General features: G+C 74.5%; 16 protein-coding genes. 10 read left to right on the top strand and 6 right to left on the bottom strand.

Translation table 11 applies throughout. The annotated features are described in order from the left end of the window. The first annotated feature begins 82 nt into the window (after window positions 1–82). The 3 genes from ACFVXK_RS22975 to ACFVXK_RS22965 all read left to right on the top strand — a co-directional run bounded on the left by ACFVXK_RS22975 (window position 83) and on the right by ACFVXK_RS22965 (window position 2,098). A complete protein-coding gene (locus ACFVXK_RS22975) occupies window positions 83–274 on the top strand; it encodes a hypothetical protein (RefSeq protein ID WP_358895151.1) in 192 nt (63 codons plus the stop codon). A 48-nt stretch (window positions 275–322) separates the two neighbouring features. Then, complete coding sequence (locus tag ACFVXK_RS22970; protein ID WP_389614475.1) at window positions 323–1,180, top strand: proline hydroxylase; 858 nt, start codon at window positions 323–325, stop codon at window positions 1,178–1,180. Window positions 1,181–1,258: 78 nt separating this feature from the next. Continuing rightward, window positions 1,259–2,098 carry a PhzF family phenazine biosynthesis protein gene (locus ACFVXK_RS22965; RefSeq protein ID WP_389614473.1) on the top strand — a complete coding sequence of 280 codons (840 nt, stop codon included), beginning with the start codon at window positions 1,259–1,261 and terminating at the stop codon, window positions 2,096–2,098. A 23-nt stretch (window positions 2,099–2,121) separates the two neighbouring features. Here ACFVXK_RS22965 and ACFVXK_RS22960 read toward each other — a convergent pair whose 3' ends face one another. Further along, a complete protein-coding gene (locus tag ACFVXK_RS22960) occupies window positions 2,122–2,697 on the bottom strand; it encodes a hypothetical protein (RefSeq protein ID WP_389614471.1) in 576 nt (191 codons plus the stop codon). A gap of 211 nt (window positions 2,698–2,908) precedes the next feature. Here ACFVXK_RS22960 and ACFVXK_RS22955 point away from each other — a divergent pair, with 211 nt between their 5' ends. Continuing rightward, entirely contained in the window at window positions 2,909–3,577 is a 669-nt protein-coding gene (locus ACFVXK_RS22955; protein ID WP_389614469.1) for a pyridoxal 5'-phosphate synthase, read from the top strand. 88 nt (window positions 3,578–3,665) lie between these two features. Here the strand turns inward: ACFVXK_RS22955 and ACFVXK_RS22950 are convergent, their stop codons facing one another. The 4 genes from ACFVXK_RS22950 to ACFVXK_RS22935 form a co-directional block, all read right to left on the bottom strand. Then, the gene (locus tag ACFVXK_RS22950) at window positions 3,666–3,959 is read right to left on the bottom strand and encodes a hypothetical protein (protein WP_389614467.1); all 294 of its coding nucleotides are present in this window, start codon (window positions 3,957–3,959) and stop codon (window positions 3,666–3,668) included. Between the two features lie 200 nt (window positions 3,960–4,159). Beyond that, window positions 4,160–4,570, bottom strand: a complete 411-nt coding sequence (locus tag ACFVXK_RS22945; protein ID WP_389614465.1) for a Zn-ribbon domain-containing OB-fold protein — start codon at window positions 4,568–4,570, stop codon at window positions 4,160–4,162. Next, the gene (locus tag ACFVXK_RS22940; RefSeq protein WP_389614463.1) at window positions 4,567–5,019 is read right to left on the bottom strand and encodes a DoxX family membrane protein; all 453 of its coding nucleotides are present in this window, start codon (window positions 5,017–5,019) and stop codon (window positions 4,567–4,569) included. Before ACFVXK_RS22940 ends, ACFVXK_RS22945 begins: the two co-directional genes overlap by 4 nt. Before the next feature lie 68 nt (window positions 5,020–5,087). Continuing rightward, the gene (locus ACFVXK_RS22935; RefSeq protein ID WP_389614461.1) at window positions 5,088–5,861 is read right to left on the bottom strand and encodes a maleate cis-trans isomerase; all 774 of its coding nucleotides are present in this window, start codon (window positions 5,859–5,861) and stop codon (window positions 5,088–5,090) included. A 172-nt stretch (window positions 5,862–6,033) separates the two neighbouring features. On the opposite strand from ACFVXK_RS22935, the gene ACFVXK_RS22930 reads away from it, so the two are divergent. From ACFVXK_RS22930 to ACFVXK_RS22915, 4 genes are all read left to right on the top strand, one after another. Further along, window positions 6,034–7,197: a flavin-containing monooxygenase gene (locus tag ACFVXK_RS22930; protein ID WP_389614459.1), complete on the top strand. Its 1,164-nt coding sequence runs from the start codon at window positions 6,034–6,036 to the stop codon at window positions 7,195–7,197. Between the two features lie 291 nt (window positions 7,198–7,488). Beyond that, entirely contained in the window at window positions 7,489–9,114 is a 1,626-nt protein-coding gene (locus ACFVXK_RS22925) for a hypothetical protein (RefSeq protein ID WP_389614457.1), read from the top strand. A gap of 218 nt (window positions 9,115–9,332) precedes the next feature. Further along, window positions 9,333–11,567: an acetate--CoA ligase family protein gene (locus ACFVXK_RS22920; protein ID WP_389614455.1), complete on the top strand. Its 2,235-nt coding sequence runs from the start codon at window positions 9,333–9,335 to the stop codon at window positions 11,565–11,567. Window positions 11,568–11,996: 429 nt separating this feature from the next. After that, window positions 11,997–12,821, top strand: a complete 825-nt coding sequence (locus tag ACFVXK_RS22915) for an enoyl-CoA hydratase/isomerase family protein (RefSeq protein WP_389614453.1) — start codon at window positions 11,997–11,999, stop codon at window positions 12,819–12,821. Window positions 12,822–12,826: 5 nt separating this feature from the next. Here the strand turns inward: ACFVXK_RS22915 and ACFVXK_RS22910 are convergent, their stop codons facing one another. Further along, entirely contained in the window at window positions 12,827–13,621 is a 795-nt protein-coding gene (locus tag ACFVXK_RS22910; protein WP_389614451.1) for a VOC family protein, read from the bottom strand. 200 nt (window positions 13,622–13,821) lie between these two features. Between ACFVXK_RS22910 and ACFVXK_RS22905 the strand changes: the two genes are divergently transcribed. Further along, entirely contained in the window at window positions 13,822–14,439 is a 618-nt protein-coding gene (locus tag ACFVXK_RS22905; RefSeq protein WP_389614495.1) for a flavin reductase family protein, read from the top strand. Between the two features lie 57 nt (window positions 14,440–14,496). Next, window positions 14,497–15,402: a hypothetical protein gene (locus tag ACFVXK_RS22900; protein ID WP_389614449.1), complete on the top strand. Its 906-nt coding sequence runs from the start codon at window positions 14,497–14,499 to the stop codon at window positions 15,400–15,402.

The raw sequence follows: 15,402 nt of genomic DNA, 5'->3' as shown, positions 1-15,402 counted from the left end.
GGCCGGTGCGGGCTTGCGCGTAGCCTGACGGTGCCTCACCCTGTGTGACGCGTCCCACACCGAAATGCGCGGAGGTCCGCCGATGACTGCTGTCCCGGCCGATACGAACGACGACCAGTCCCTCAGATGGGGGGCGCCGGGGAGCGCTCTGGAGGAACTCCAGGCGGAGGTCGGCCGGCGGATCGCGATGGAGGCCCTGGAGGCCGGACGGCAGGCGCTCGAACTCGACGCCAAGTCCGCCTTCCGTACGACCAGTGGGACGCATCCCGTGTAAGTGCTGTTGTTCTCTGCATGTCTTTCCGAGCGCCCGGGGGGCCGTCGAATGACGTCAGAACAGGCAGAACGAACCACGCAGGGCGCATGGGCCGCCCCGGAAGCACCGGAGCGGCCACCGCACGATCCGTTCTTCCGCGCCGTCACCGCGCCCGCCTTCACCCATGAACTGCTCGCCGCCCTCGCGGCGGGCCGCTGCGCGGCGGTGCGGGTCCCGGGCTTCCTCTCCGAGGAGCGGTGCGCGGAGGTGCTCGGCGCGCTGGAGGCCCGGCCGTTCGACTCCTACCAGCAGGCCCGCATCGATCCGCCGGTGATGCGGTTCGGGGTGGGGGTCAGCGACCACATGGCGGACGGCGGGGTCGCCGACGGCTACTGGAAGGCGCTGGAGGGGCACCGCGAGGCCTGGGCGGGGCTGGGCCTGTCCTTCGACCCGTTCCGTACGAGCCGGGAGGCGCTCGCCGCGGCCTGGCCGGGCGGGGTGGCGGTGGGCCGGCGGGGCGGTCTGGAGATGGGCGACGGGGTGGCCCGGGAGCCGAACCAGGGCTTCCAGGTGCACTTCGACGACGCGCTGCGCGAGTACGCCGGGGACCTGCTGGACGTGCCGCTGATGGGGCAGTTCGCGTTCAACCTGTACCTGAGCGTGCCGCCCGAGGGCGGCGAGACCGTCATCTGGCGCCACCGCTGGCGGCCGGAGGACGAGGAGCACCGGCTGTCGGCGTACTACGGCTACGACGAGACGGTGGTGCGGGGCGCGGAGTCCATCGAGCTCGCCCCGCGGACCGGCGAGGCGCTGCTGCTGGACCCGCGGTTCTTCCACGCGGTCCGGCCGAGCCGGGGGGCGCGGCGGATCGCGCTGGGGTTCGCGGTGGGGATCGGCACGAACGGACAGCTGCTGACCTGGGCTTGAGGGCCCGACCTGACACATCAACGCCGTTTCGCCCCATGGGTTTTGACGCCCGCGCGAGCGCCCCACTACGTTCGGTGCATGGATCTCTTGCGCTACGTGGCCTTCAGCACCGACCCGCTCGGCGGGAACCCGGCGGGTGTGGTGCTGGACGCCACCGGTATGGACGAGGCGACGATGGCCGCCACGGCGGCGGAAGTCGGCTATTCGGAGACGGCGTTCGTGGTGCCCCGGCAGAACGGGGAGCTCGACATCCGGTACTTCAGCCCGCAGAACGAGGTGCCGTTCTGCGGGCACGCCACGATCGCCACGGCCGTCGCGCACGCCGAGCGGTTCGGGGTGGGCGAGCTGCTGCTGCACACCGGGGCGGGCCCGGTGCCGGTGACGACCTCGGCGGGGCCGGACGGGGCGGTGGTCGCCACCCTGGTGAGCGTGGCGCCGCGCACGGCGGAGATCGCGGAGGCCGACCTGGCGGAGCTGCTGGCCGCGCTGCGCTGGTCGGCGGCCGACCTGGACCCGTCGCTGCCGCCGCGGGCGGCGTACGCGGGGGCCTGGCACCCGGTGATCGCGGCCGCGAGCCGGGAGCGGCTGTCGGACCTGGACTACGACATGGCGGCGCTGGGCGCGCTGATGGCCCGCCGGGACTGGACGACCATCACCCTGGTGTGGCGCGAGTCGCCGACGGTCTTCCACACCCGCAACCCCTTCCCGCCGGGCGGTGTGGTGGAGGACCCGGCGACGGGTGCGGCCTCCGCCGCGCTGGGCGGGTACCTGCGGAGCCTGGGCCTGGTGGAGGTGCCGGCGGTGCTCACCGTCCACCAGGGCGTGGACATGGGCCGGCCGAGCCTGATCACGGTGGGCGTGCCGGCGGACCCGGCGGCGGGCATCGAGGTGACGGGCACGGCGGTCCCGATCGCCTGACCGGGGCGGGCCGCGCGGTCCCGCTACCAGTCCAGCGGGTCGAGCGGCCTGCCGTCGGGGGCGATGCGCAGGTCGTGGTGGGCGTGGTCGAAGTCGATCAGGCGGATGCGCGAGGCGTCGAGCCACTCCGCCTGGAGGACGCCCCTGGGGTAGGCGGGGGTGTACGAGGCCACGGGCCAGCGGCGTGCCGTGGGCAGCGGGCCGGTGTCCACGTGGATGCTCCAGGCCGGGTCGCCGAAGCCGAGGCCCCGCTCCACCACCAGGCGCCGGCCGGAGCCGTCGGGGGCCGGGACGTCCCACTCCAGGTCGGGGAAGGGGTCGGTCACCACCCCGTACGCCGGGACGGCCAGCACCCCGGCCACGACCGCCCCCGCCAGCGCGAGGCCGGCGCCCTTGCGCACCGCCGGGCGGCGGGAGGAGAGCAGGGCGGCCCCGGTGAGGGCGAGTGCGGCCAGGGCGGCGGCGAGTACGGGATGGTCCAGCTCGGCCGCGAGGGCGGGCCCGCCGGCCCGGTGGAAGCGGGCGGCGGCGAGGGCCGCCAGGGCCACCACCGCGGCCAGGACGACCAGCGCGCGGGCGACGGCTCGGGGTGTAGGCATGGGCCGCACCCTATGCGGCAACCGCCCGACGACGACCTCGGGGCCTCCCGCCCCGGCTCGGGTGGCGGCCACGGCCAGACAACAGCCACGGCCCGGACAACGGCCACGGCCCGGGTGGCCGGCACGGCAAGGCGTCCGGGCCGCCCCACCCGGCCGCTCCCCGCCCGGCCGCCCGCCCCGGCCCGGGCCGGGGCCCCGTTAGCCTGGCGGCATGACCGGCGACGACTGCGAGTTCCACGAGGTCCTGCACTCCCTGCGCGTCTGGGACACCGCCCTGCCCTCCTTCGACCCGGCGACGGCGCCCGCCGAGCCCGTGGAGCTGTTCCGGGAGTGGTTCGTGCACGCCGCCCGGGCCGGGCAGGCGGAGCCCCACACGATGGGCCTGGCGACGGCGGACGCCGAGGGCCGGCCCGACGTGCGGATCGTGATGCTGCACGAGGCGGACGCACGGGGCTGGCACTTCGCCTCGCACGCCACCAGCGCCAAGGGCCGCCAGCTGGCCGGGCGGCCGGAGGCGGCGCTGGTCTTCTACTGGCCGGCGGTGGGGCGGCAGGTCCGCGTCCGGGGCCGGGTGAGCGCGTGCGGGGAGCGGGAGAGCCGGGCGGACCTGGCGGTCCGCTCGCGCGGTGCGCTGGCCGCGGCGCTGACGGGCCGGCAGAGCGAGGTGCTGGGCTCGGCGCAGGAGCTGGCGCGGGCTTCGGCGGCGGCCTGGGACCGGGCGGGCGCGGAGCCCGACGCGCCGGCGCCGACCTGGACCCGTTACGTACTGGAGCCCTCCGAGGCGGAGTTCTTCCAGGGCGACGCGGCCCGCCGCCACGTCCGCCTGCGCTACCGCCGCACCGGCGCGGCCGCCTGGACCCGCGAACTGCTCTGGCCCTGAACCCACTCCGGACGGCCGGACGCGGAACGCCGGACGGCGCCCGGCGCGGGGTTCCGCGCGGGCGCCGTCCGGGGAGGCGTGGTCCGGGTCAGCCCTTGCCGAAGCCGCCGGCGATGGGGCCGGCGGCGCACTGGCGCCACTCGTTCTGGAAGGTGTTGCTCATCTTGCCGATGTTCCCGCCGTGCGAGCGCAGGTAGTCGAAGATGCCGGCGCAGTTCGACGCCGTCGGGACGAACCGCGAGGTGCAGCTGCCACCGCCACCGCCGAAGTCGCAGCTGCCGGCGGCGGCCGGCGAGGCGGTGGCCAGGCCGAGGACCGGCAGGGCGATCGTGGCGGCGACGGCGACGGCGCCGGTCTTCAGCTTGCGCGAGATGCTCATCATTTTCCGAATTCCCCTCATTGAGCACAGAAGGCGATTCCCGCGCCCCGCCCGGACCGCACAGTTTCAGCCTGTGCGACGGGTCATCCCTGGTCAGAGGATGTGCGGTGGCGCTTCGCCTGGCCTGATCCTGTCGGTCCCGCCGCCGCGTCGACAAGAGAGTTGAGGGTTTTCAGAGCTCGGCGCCCGAACAAAGCGCCCCTTCAGGGACGGAACACCGCGACCCACACCCCGTCGGCGGCCTCCCGGAAGGCGACCCGCAGCGGCATCCCGATGCGCAGCTCCCCCTCCGGGCAGTCGACCACCTCGGTCATCATCCGCGGCCCCTCCTCCAGGTCCACGACGGCGGCCGTGTAGGGGACGCGTTCACCGAAGGGCGGGAGGTCGTTGCGGTGGATCACGGACCAGGTGTAGAGGGTCGCCCGGCCGCTCGCCTCCTCCCAGGCCACCCGGTCCTCGCCGGCCCAGCAGGAGGGGCAGAACTCGCGCGGGTAGTGGTGGGCGCGCCCGCAGTCGGCGCACCGCCGCAGCAGCAGCCGGCCCGCCGCGGCGGCGTCCCAGTAGGGGCGGGTGAACTCGTCGGCCTCGGGGAGGTCGTACCGTGCGGCGCTCACAGGAAGAGTCCGATCGCCGCGTCGAGGGACCAGGTCTGCCAGGCCATGGCGAAGAACGCGACGCCCGAGATCAGCGCCATCATCGCGTTCTGCCCCTGCTCGGCCCAGTCGTGGATCATCAGCACCAGGTAGAGCAGGTTCAGCAGCAGCCCGGCCGCCAGGGCTACGGGGGTCAGGAAGCCGAGGACCAGGCCCAGGCCCAGGGCGAGTTCCGCGTAGACGACGACGTACGCCATCAGCCGCGGGCGGGGCTGGACGACCGACGCGAACCCGCTCTTGACGAAGGACCAGCGGTGCTTGCCGGCGACGTCGGCGGCCCAGGCGATGCCGGTGCCGCGCTCGAACCAGCCCTTCTTGTCCTTGTGCCGCCAGCTCTCCAGCCACCACAGGCCGAGGCCTATGCGCAGCACCGCGAGCCATTCGGCCCCGCTGAGCCAGATGGTCTGCATGGACCGCCACCCTCCACTAGATCTGACGGTACGTCAGTTCAGCGGATCGGCGGCGATCCCGCAAGGCCTCAGACGACCTCCGTGAACAGCCGTCCGTACCCCTCGATCCCGTCCGCCCCCACGCCCGCCGCACGCAGCGCCGACCACAGCAGGACCTGGTTCGCGGTCAGCACCGGGCGGCCCAGGGTGGCCTCCAGGGCCTCGATCGCGCCGACCGCGCGCAGCCCGTTCCCCCCGATGACGACGGCCTCGGCCGCGTCCCCCACCTCGCCCGCCACCCAGTCGTGCAGGGCCTGCGGGGTGACCTGCGCCTGCCCGCCCGGCAGCCCGCAGGGGGCGGCGTACGGGACCTCGAAGCCGGCTTCCTCGTAGTAGCCGCGGCCCAGCTCGTTCAGCGTCCCGTCGAACCACGGCGGGTCCACCAGCGCGATCCGCCCCGCCCCCAGGGCGCGCAGCGCCTCGACGGCGGCGGCGCAGGTGGCCACCACCGGCAGCCCGTGGGCGCGCTCGCGCAGCCGGGCCAGCAGGTACGCCTCCCCGCGCGCGCCGATCACGTACGAGGAGCCGGTGAAGGCGTACGCGACCACCGCCACCGGCGCGTCCGCCAGCAGCGCGGCCGCGTCGTCCACCCGCGGCGACTCGGCGAAGGCCCGCACCGGCGCCAGCGGAACGGTCTCCCCGATCGCACCGCCGCGCCCCATCGCCCCGAACGGCACCCGCGCGAAGTGCAGGCCGACCCCGGCCGGGGCCATGGCGCGCAGCTCCGACTCGGGGCCGACGTCGGCGTGGGGGGTGAGGACACCGAGCCGGACGCGTACGTCCCACCCGTCGGGCTGCCACATCGCGCGCTCCTCTCCACTACCGGGACGCCCCACTTTGGCAGGGTCCGCCCGGCTCTGCGGCCGAGCCGCGCCGGGCCCGCCGCGCCCGCCTCCCGCCCCCGTGACCGATCCGCAATCGATTCCCTCCTCGACCGAGACCCATCAACCCTGTGTGTCGATACGCTCACTCCTCATGTCCGCGCCCGCGCCCGCACCCGACCTGACCAGCACCCAGCCGCGCCCCGTGTACGTGATCGGCGCGGGCCCCGGCGGCCTCGCCGTCGCCGCCGCACTGCGCGCCCGCGGTGTGCGGGCGGTGGTCGTCGAGAAGTCGGACGCGGTCGCCACCTCCTGGCGGGGGCACTACGAGCGGCTGCGGCTGCACACCACCCGCCGGCTGTCGGCCCTGCCGGGACTGAAGATCCCGCGCCGCTTCGGGCGCTGGGTGGCCCGCGCCGACGTGGTCCGCTACCTGGAGAAGTACGCCGAGCACCACGAACTGGAACTGGTCACCGGCGTCGAGGTCACCCGCGTCGAACGCGCCGCCGACGGCGAGGGCTGGACCCTGCACGCCTCCGGCGGCCGGCTCCTCGCGGCCGGGGCGGTGGTGGTGGCCACCGGCTTCAACCACACCCCGCACCTGCCGGACTGGCCCGGCGCGGCCACCTGGACCGGACGGCTGCTGCACGCCTCCGGCTACCGCGAGCCCTCCCCGTACGCGGGGCGGGACGTGCTGGTCGTCGGCGTCGGCAACACCGGCGCCGAGATAGCCGTCGACCTCGCCGAGGGCGGCGCGGCCCGGGTGCGGCTCGCGGTGCGCACCGCCCCGCACATCGTGCGCCGCTCCACCCTGGGCTGGCCGGCGCAGCGCACGGGGATCCTCGTCCGGCGGCTGCCGGTGCGGCTCGTGGACCGGCTCGGGGCGCTGGTGGCGAAGGCCTCGATACCCGACCTGTCGGCGCACGGGCTCCCGCGCCCCGCCCCCGGCCTGTACAGCAGGGCCCGGCAGGGGGCGATCCCGGTCCAGGACGTGGGCCTGATCGACGCGGTGCGCACCGGCCGGGTGGAACCGGTGGCCGCCGTGGCCTCGTTCGACGGCGACCGCGTGCTCCTCGCCGACGGCACGGAGATCACCCCGGACACGGTGATCGCCGCGACGGGCTACCGCCGGGGCCTGGAGCCCCTGGTGGGCCACCTGGGCGTGCTGGACGACCGGGGCCGCCCCCGCGCCCACGGCCCCCGCACCGCCCCGCACGCCCCGGGCCTGTACTTCACCGGCTACACGAACCCCATCAGCGGCATGTTCCGCGAACTGGCCCGGGACGCGCGCCGCCTGGCGAAGGCCCTGTCCCGCTGAGGCCCGTCGGCCTGCCTGTCCGTCGCCCCGTCCACCGGCCCGTCCACCGGCCCGTCCTCCGGCCTGCCCAGCGGCCCGCCCGCCGGCCTGTCCAGCGGCCCGCCCACCGGCCTGCCCTTCGGCCCGTCCGCCGGCCCCTCCGTCCGGGCCCGCACCGTTCGTCTCATCCGGTCCATCCTCCGCCCGCCCCAGCGGGGCACCTTGCCCCGGGACCCCCGTGATCACACAGTGCCGTCCGGCGGCGCACACCGGACCCGCGCCGTCCTGCCTCCACGATCAACAGGTGAGGACATGCGAAAGCTCCACGCCCTTCTGCCACTGGTCGCCGCGGCGGCCGTGGCGTTCCCGGCCGCCCCCAGCTATGCCGCGTCCACCCTCGTCGTCTCCGCCACCGGACCCACGGCGCACTGCCCGAACGCCACCTACACGACGATCGGGGCCGCCGTCACGGCGGCCGCGGCCGGTGACACCGTCCACGTCTGCCCCGGTACCTACAACGAGCTCGTCGAGGTGAACAAGGCGAACCTGACGCTGGAGGGCGAGACCACCCTCCCGGCGGACTGCGACCGGTTCGCGGCGCCCGACCCGGCGGTCGACTCCGTCATCGAGGCCACCAGCCCGACCGGCGAGGGGATCGTGAACCTCCGCGAGGACGGGATCCGGCTCCAGGGCTTCACGGTCCAGAACAACCAGGGCTCCGCCTTCGGCGGCTACGGCGTCAACACGGTCGTCACCCACTCCGGCTACCTGGTCACCGGCAACGTGATCCAGGGCAACCCGGCCGGGATGTACTACAACTCCAGCGGTGCGACGCAGTCCGAGGTCACGCGCAACTGCGTCCGCCTGAACAACACGGGCTTCACCGTGCAGCCGGCGGCCGGCAACGGCATCTACTCCGACCAGGGCCTGGACAACGCGCTGATCGACAACAACGCCTTCTTCCAGAACCGGAACGGCGCGATCACCCTCGACAAGTTCCAGAACACCGTGCGGGTCGACGTCAACCACAACGTCTCGCACCAGGACGCCGCGCTCCTCAACGTCTTCCGCTCGGACAGCAGCGTGGTGGCCGACAACCAGGCCGTCGGGAACACCTCCGCCGCGATCTTCGTCGGGGACGACAACCACGGGCTCCAGGTTCTGCGCAACACCCTCCAGGGCGGCCGTGACGGGGTCCGCTCGGCCACCTTCTCGAACGTGGGCAGCGACCAGGTCCTGATCGCGAACAACACCATCCGGAGCTCCACCCGCGACGGCATCTCCGCCGGCCCGAACTCCCTGGCGCGCTCCGAGATCTCGGGCAACAGCGTGACCGGGAGCGGCCGCGACGGCGCCCTCATCGAGGACACCGGCGGCAACGCAGGCAACCTCGTCACCCGCAACACCCTCCGCGACAGCGTCCGGTACGACTGCGACGACCTCACCACGGGCACCGGCACGGCCGGGACGGCGAACACCTGGACGGCCAACGCGGCCGCGACGAGCAACCCCGCCGCCCTGTGCCCCGCCAAGCCCGCCCTGACGGTCACGAAGACGCACAAGGGCGACTTCACCCAGGGCCGCCGTGGCACGTACACGATCACGGTCGGCAACACCGGGCCGGGCGCCACGGACGGCAGCACCGTCACCGTGCACGACGTCCTCCCCAAGGGGCTGACCGCCGTACGCATCTCGGGCACCGGCTGGACCTGCTCCACGGCCACCCTGACCTGCAGGCGGAGCGACGTACTGGCCGCCGGGGCGAGCTATCCGCCGATCACGCTCACCGCCGACGTGCCGTGCTCGTGCAAGACCGGGCGCGGGGTCGACACGGTGACGGTCACGGGCGGCGGCGACAGCACGACGCACACCGCGACCGACCCCACGACCGTCAAGCGCGGCAAGCACTGCGAGCAGCACAAGCCCCACCGGCCGTGAGGGCCGGCTGAGAACGGGGCCCGCGGCCGCCCCCCTCCCGACCCTCGGCCGGTTCCGGTCTGGACGGCGCCCGGACGGCTCTGCCACCGTTCGGGCACACCACCTCCACCACCTTTCCTGCGCATCCCTGTTCCTGACGGCGCGTCAGTTCAGTAATCTGACAACACGTCAGCTACCGACGACTCCACCGAGGTTCATCGAGCAGGGCGGGCGAAGCGATGCTTGGATCTACTCACGGCACCCTCACCACCGACTTCCGCGCACGGGTCGAGGCCTGCGGGGAGACCCCCAGGACGGCCGTCCACTCCACGACGGCACCGGCCGCCGGGGACGCTGCCGAACAGGACGTCAGCGGCCGGCCCCTGCACTCCGACGTACCCGACCTGGACCGGTTCTTCCGGCCGGAGTCGGTGGCCGTCATCGGCGCCTCCGACACCGAGGGCCGGCCCAACACCGGCATCACCCGCCAGCTGATCGCCTGGGCCGAGCGCGTCGGCGCCCGCGTCCACCCCGTGCACCCCACCCGGACCGCCGTCTTCGGGCTGCCCTGCCACGCCTCCGTCGCCGAGCTGCCCGAACAGGTCGACCTCGCGGTCCTCCTCGTCGCCGACCCGATCCCGGTCATCGAGGAACTCGCCGACACCAAGGTCAGGTTCGCGGTCGCCTTCGCCTCCGGTTTCGCCGAGACCGGCGAGAGCGGCGCCGCCGCCCAGGCCCGGCTGACCGCCGCCGTCCGGCGCTCGGGGCTGCGGCTGCTGGGCCCGAACACCAACCTCAACGCCTTCGAGAGGTTCCGCGAGGACCTCGACGGCCCGGCCATCGCCCTGATCACCCAGTCCGGCCACCAGGGGCGGCCCGTCTACACCCTCCAGGAGCTGGGCATCCGCCTCTCCCACTGGGCCCCGACGGGCAACGAGGCCGACCTGGAGACCGCCGACTTCATCTCCTACTTCGCCGAGCGGCCCGAGGTCGGGGCCATCGCCTGCTACGTCGAGGGCCTCAAGGACGGCCGCTCCTTCCTCCTCGCCGCCGACCGGGCCGCGCGCAACGGGGTCCCCGTCGTCGCCGTCAAGGTCGGCCGCACCGAGACGGGCGCCCGGATGGCCGCCTCCCACACCGGCAAGCTGACCGGCGCCGACACCGTCGTGGACGCCGCCATGCGCCAGTTCGGGGTCATCCGCGTCGACGGCCTCGACGAACTCCAGGACACCGCCGCCCTCCTCGCCCGGGCCCGGCCGCCGCAGGCCGAGGGGGTCGTCGTCTACTCCATATCCGGCGGCACCGGCGCCCACTTCTCCGACCTGGCCACCGAGGCGGGGCTGACCCTCCCCACCCTCTCGGAGGCCAAGCAGGCCGAGCTCCACCAGTGGATCCCGTCCTACCTCAACGTCGCCAACCCGGTCGACAACGGCGGCCACCCGGTGGGCGACTGGCGCGGCCGCAAGATCATCGACGCCATCCTCGCGGACCCCTCCGTCGGCGTCCTGATCTGCCCGATCACCGGCCCCTTCCCGCCGATGAGCGACAAGCTGGCCCAGGACCTGGTCGACGCCGCCGAAGCCACCGACAAGCTGGTCTGCGTCATCTGGGGCTCCCCCGTCGGCACGGAGGAGGCGTACCGCACGACCCTCCTCGGCTCCTCCCGCGTGGCCACGTTCCGCACCTTCGGCAACTGCATCACCGCCGTCCGCGCCTACCTCGGCCACCACCGCTTCACGGCCTCCTACCGGTCCCCCTTCGACGAGGCCCCCCGCACCCCCTCCCCCTCGTACCGCAAGGCCCGGGCCCTGATGCGGCCCGGCCAGCAGCTCAGCGAACACGCCGCCAAGCAGCTGCTGCGCGCCTACGGCATCCGCGTCCCGCGCGAGCAGCTGGTCACCAGCGCGGCGGCCGCCGTGCGCGCGGCGGGCCTGGTGGGCTACCCCGTCGTCATGAAGGCCTCGGGCCCCCAGCTGGCCCACAAGACGGAACTCGGCCTGGTCAAGGTCGGCCTCACCTCGGCGAGCCAGATCCGCGACGCGTACCGCGAGCTGACGGACATCGCCCGCTACGAGAACATCCCGCTGGACGGGATCCTGGTCTGCCAGATGGTCGAACGCGGCGTCGAAATGGTCGTCGGCGTCACCCAGGACCCCCTCTTCGGCCCCACCGTCACCGTGGGCCTGGGCGGCGTCCTGGTGGAGGTCCTCCACGACGCGGCGGTCCGCGTCCCCCCCTTCGGCGAGGACCAGGCCCGCACGATGCTCCGCGAACTACGCGGCGCGGCCCTGCTGGACGGCGTACGGGGGGCTCCGCCGGCGGACGTGGACGCGCTGGTGGAGGTCGTCCTCCGGGTCCAGCGGATGGCCCTCGAACTGGGCGACGAGCTGTCGGAGCTGGACATCAACCCCCTGATGGTCCTACCCCGAGGCCAGGGGGCGGTGGCCCTGGACGCCCTGGCCATCTGTCGTTAGCCCGACTTCCCCCTCGCCGATCCGCAGGTGGCCCGCCTGCGGACCGCGCCCTGGGGGCCAGCCCCCAGACCCCCGCGCCTCAAACGCCGGCGGGGCTGGTTTCGGCTCGCCTCGGCCCTGGACCGCAGCTGGTCGCCCGCAGCTGGTCGCCCGCGGCTGGTCGCCCGCGGCTGGATTTCGCGCAGCGAAATTCCAGCCCGCGCTGGGGGCACCTCCCAGCGGTAGCTGGGGGAGTTTGAGCGCACCGGGCGCGGAGCGCACGGTAACGGGGTCAGGGGCGGAGCCCCTGGGAACGGGCGAAGTGGGGGTCCCCCCGGACGGAGTCTGGGGGAGGGTAGGGGACCTCGCCCCGCGCAGCGGTCCGCCCGCACCCAGCCCCGGCACCCGGCACCCGGCACCCACCCACCCACCCACCCCGAACGGAGTTCCATGACCCCCGACACCCCCTCGGACGAGATCCGGCACCGCTCCGAAAACAACGTCTCCTGGATCACCCTCAACCGCCCCGAAGCCATGAACGCCCTCACCTGGGACCAGCGCGAACGCATCATCGCCCTGCTCGCCGACGCCTCCGCCGACCCCGCCACCCGGGCGGTCGTCCTCACCGCCACCGGCAAAGGCTTCTGCGCCGGCGCCGACCTCCGCAGCGGCCCGGCCGCCACCACCGCCACCACCACCGCCACCGACCGCGTCGCCGGCGACGTGTCCCGCCTGATCCGCCTCGGCGCCCAGCGCCTGATCACCGCGGTCCTCGACTGCGAGAAACCCGTCATCGCCGCCGTCAACGGCACCGCCGCCGGCATCGGCGCCCACCTCGCCCTCGCCTGCGACCTAGTCATCGCCGCCGAACCGGCCCGTTTCATCGAGGTGTTCGTCCGCCGCGGCCTCGTTCCCGACGGCGCCGGCGCCTACCTGCTCCCCCGCCTCCTCGGCCCCCGGAAGGCCAAGGAGCTGATGTTCTTCGGCGACGCCGTCCCCGCCGCGGAGGCCGCCCGCCTGGGCCTCGTCAACAAGGTGGTCCCGGCCGACGAGCTGGAGGCGGCCGCCCGCGAGTGGGCCGAGCGCCTCGCCCAGGGCCCCACCCGCGCCCTCGCGCTCACGAAGCAGCTGGTCAACGCCTCCCTGGACGGCGACCGCGCGACCGCACTCGCCGCCGAGGCCACCGCCCAGGAGCTCAACATGACCACCGCCGACGCCAACGAGGGCGTCGCCAGCTTCGTGGAACGCCGCCCCCCGAAATACCTCGGCCGCTAGAGGACCTACATCCGCGGATCCGGCCTCAGCACCGCGAACACCGCCCCCGCCGGGTCCGCCGCCCAGGCGATCCGGCCCACGTCCGGCACGTTCGCCGCCGGCATCAGCACCGCGCCCCCGGCGCCCTCGACCGCTGCCACGGTGGCGTCCGCGTCCGCCACGTGGAAGTACGGCACCCAGCGCGGCAGGATGTTCGACGCCCCTCCCGCCCCCTCCCCCTGCGGCGCGACCCCGCCGAAGGAGGTGTCCTGCTGGTCGCCCTCGGCAAGGCTCAGCACCCGGTACGTCATCCCCGGCGTCTCCATCTCCGCCGACCGCCACCCGAACACCCGGCCGTAGAAGCCGAGCGCCTCCTGCGGGTCCGGCACGTGCAGCTCCACCCACACCAGGCTGTTCTCGGCGGAGGCCACCTCCAGCCCGCCCGTCTTCCCGGGCTGCCAGACGGCGAACCGCGCGCCCTGCGGGTCGGTGAACTGGGCCAGCCAGCCCTCCCCCATCACGTCCATCGGCGCCACACGCACCTCCCCGCCCGCGCGCATCACGGCGTCGGAGGTGGCCCGGACGTCCGGGCTCTGGAAGTACACGGTCCACGCCGAGTCCGCCCCCTCCTCCGTCAGGGGGCCGAGCGCGGCCACGGTCCGGCCGCCCTGCCGGAAGAACCCGTACCCGCCCGCCTCGGGCCCGGCGGAGACGAAGTCCCAGCCGAAGACGGCCCGGTAGAAGGCGGCGGCCGCACCCGTGTCGGGGCTGCCGAGGTCGAGCCAGTTGGGCGATCCGGTCCGGAAGTCGGTGCCGAGCATCAGGTCCTCCACAGGTAGGCGCCACGCAGTCGCACGCCACCATGCCCACCCCCCACCCGCCGCACGGGCCACCGGCCGCCACGGCCGCCCTGATTCACCCGTTCGGCGCCGGCCCTGCCTTCCACCCTGCCTTCCCCTCCCCACCCCTTCTCATCTGACGACCCGTCAGCTTCAATCGGAGGATGATGGGACACGCAGGGATGGCGGCCACCGTCGTCCGATACCTCAGGTCAGCCGGCTCCCCCACCTCCGCGGCCCCGGAGCCCGGCTCCGCGCACGTCGACGCCCTCCCGCGCCCCGACCTGCGGGCCGTCGGCGAGGACGAGCGCGCGCCCGTCAGCCCCGCCGAGTTCCGGGCCGTCCTGGGCAACTTCGCGAGCGGGGTCACGATCATCACCGCCCCGCCCGCCGAGGGCGAAGCGGGCCCGGCCGGCTTCGCCTGCCAGTCCTTCGCCTCGCTCTCCCTCGACCCGCCCCTGGTCACCTTCATGGTGGCCCGCACGTCGACCACCTGGCCGCGCATCGCCCGCGCCGGGGTGTTCTGCGTCAACATCCTCGGCTCCGCACAGGGCGAGCTCTGCCGCGCCTTCGCCGTCAGCGGCGCCGACAAGTTCGCCGGGGTCTCCCACCGGCCCGCCCCCGCGACCGGATCCCCGCAGCTGGACGACGTTCCGGCCTGGATCGACTGCCGGATCCACGCCGTCCACACCGGCGGGGACCACCTCATCGTCGTCGGCCGCGTCGAGGCCATGGGCGCGCAGGGCGAGGGCGACCCCCTCCTCTTCCACAAGGGCCGCTTCGGCCGCCTGGCGGACTGACGCCCGCGCCCCGACCGGCCGTTATCCTCCTGCGGACGACGTCAGGGCGGGGGGGCCATGGTGGGGAACGCGTACGGGCCGGGGCGCACCCGGTGGACCAGCGCCACGGGATGGCTCATGGTGGGCAGCGCCGCGGCGGCGGCCCTGTGCGCGATCACCGGGGTGAGCCCGTACCCGCCGCTGACGGTGGAGACCTGCCTGGCCGGCGCCTCCGCGCTCTTCGCCGCGTGCTGGGTGGCGGCCTCCCTGCACGCCCGCCGCGTCCCGTCCGAGGTCGACCTGTGCAAGGCCGACCCGCGCGGACGCCCGCGCGGCCGCCCGCTGCGCATCGTCATCGCCTTCGGGGTCCCCGTCGCCACCTTCGCCGCCCTCGTCGTGTGCTTCACCGGGTCCGGCGAGGAGGGCAGGCGCGTCGAACGGCTGGAGCGGGCCGGGTACGACCGGCACGAGGCCCGGATCGTCCGGCTGGCCGGCGAACCGGTGCACCACCCGGCCACGGACGACGACGCCGAGTACTACAGCACCGACGTGGTCCTCAGCGTGCCCTACGACGACGGCCCCCGGGACGTCGCCGTCACGGGGGTGTCCACCCGGGAGCGCCCCGGGCCGGGCACCACGGCCCAGGTCTTCTTCGCCCCCGGCCACCCCGAGGCCGGCGTGGGGACCTCGCCCGCACGCTCCGCCGACGGGCTGATCGCCGTGATCTTCCTCATCGTCCTCGGGCCGTGGCCCTTCGTCGCGGGCGCCGTGATCAAGTCGTCCATGGAAGCGGCGGCCCTGGAGCGGACGCGCCGCTTCGACCCCGGCACGCACCTCCCCGCCCTCGGCCTGCTGCTCCTCGGCGTCCTCGCGCTGCTGCCGCTGGCCCTGGAGGTGCCGGTGGCCGGCTCCACCCGGCTCTGGGCCCCGCTCGCCCTGCCCGCGCCGACGCTGGCGCTGTGGTGGGTGGCCCGCCGCGCGTAG

Origin of the sequence: Streptomyces sp. NPDC058157 (genome assembly GCF_042884105.1) — a bacterium.
Taxonomy (GTDB): Bacteria; Actinomycetota; Actinomycetes; order Streptomycetales; family Streptomycetaceae; genus Streptomyces.
This window is presented reverse-complemented; position numbering and strand designations above follow the sequence as displayed.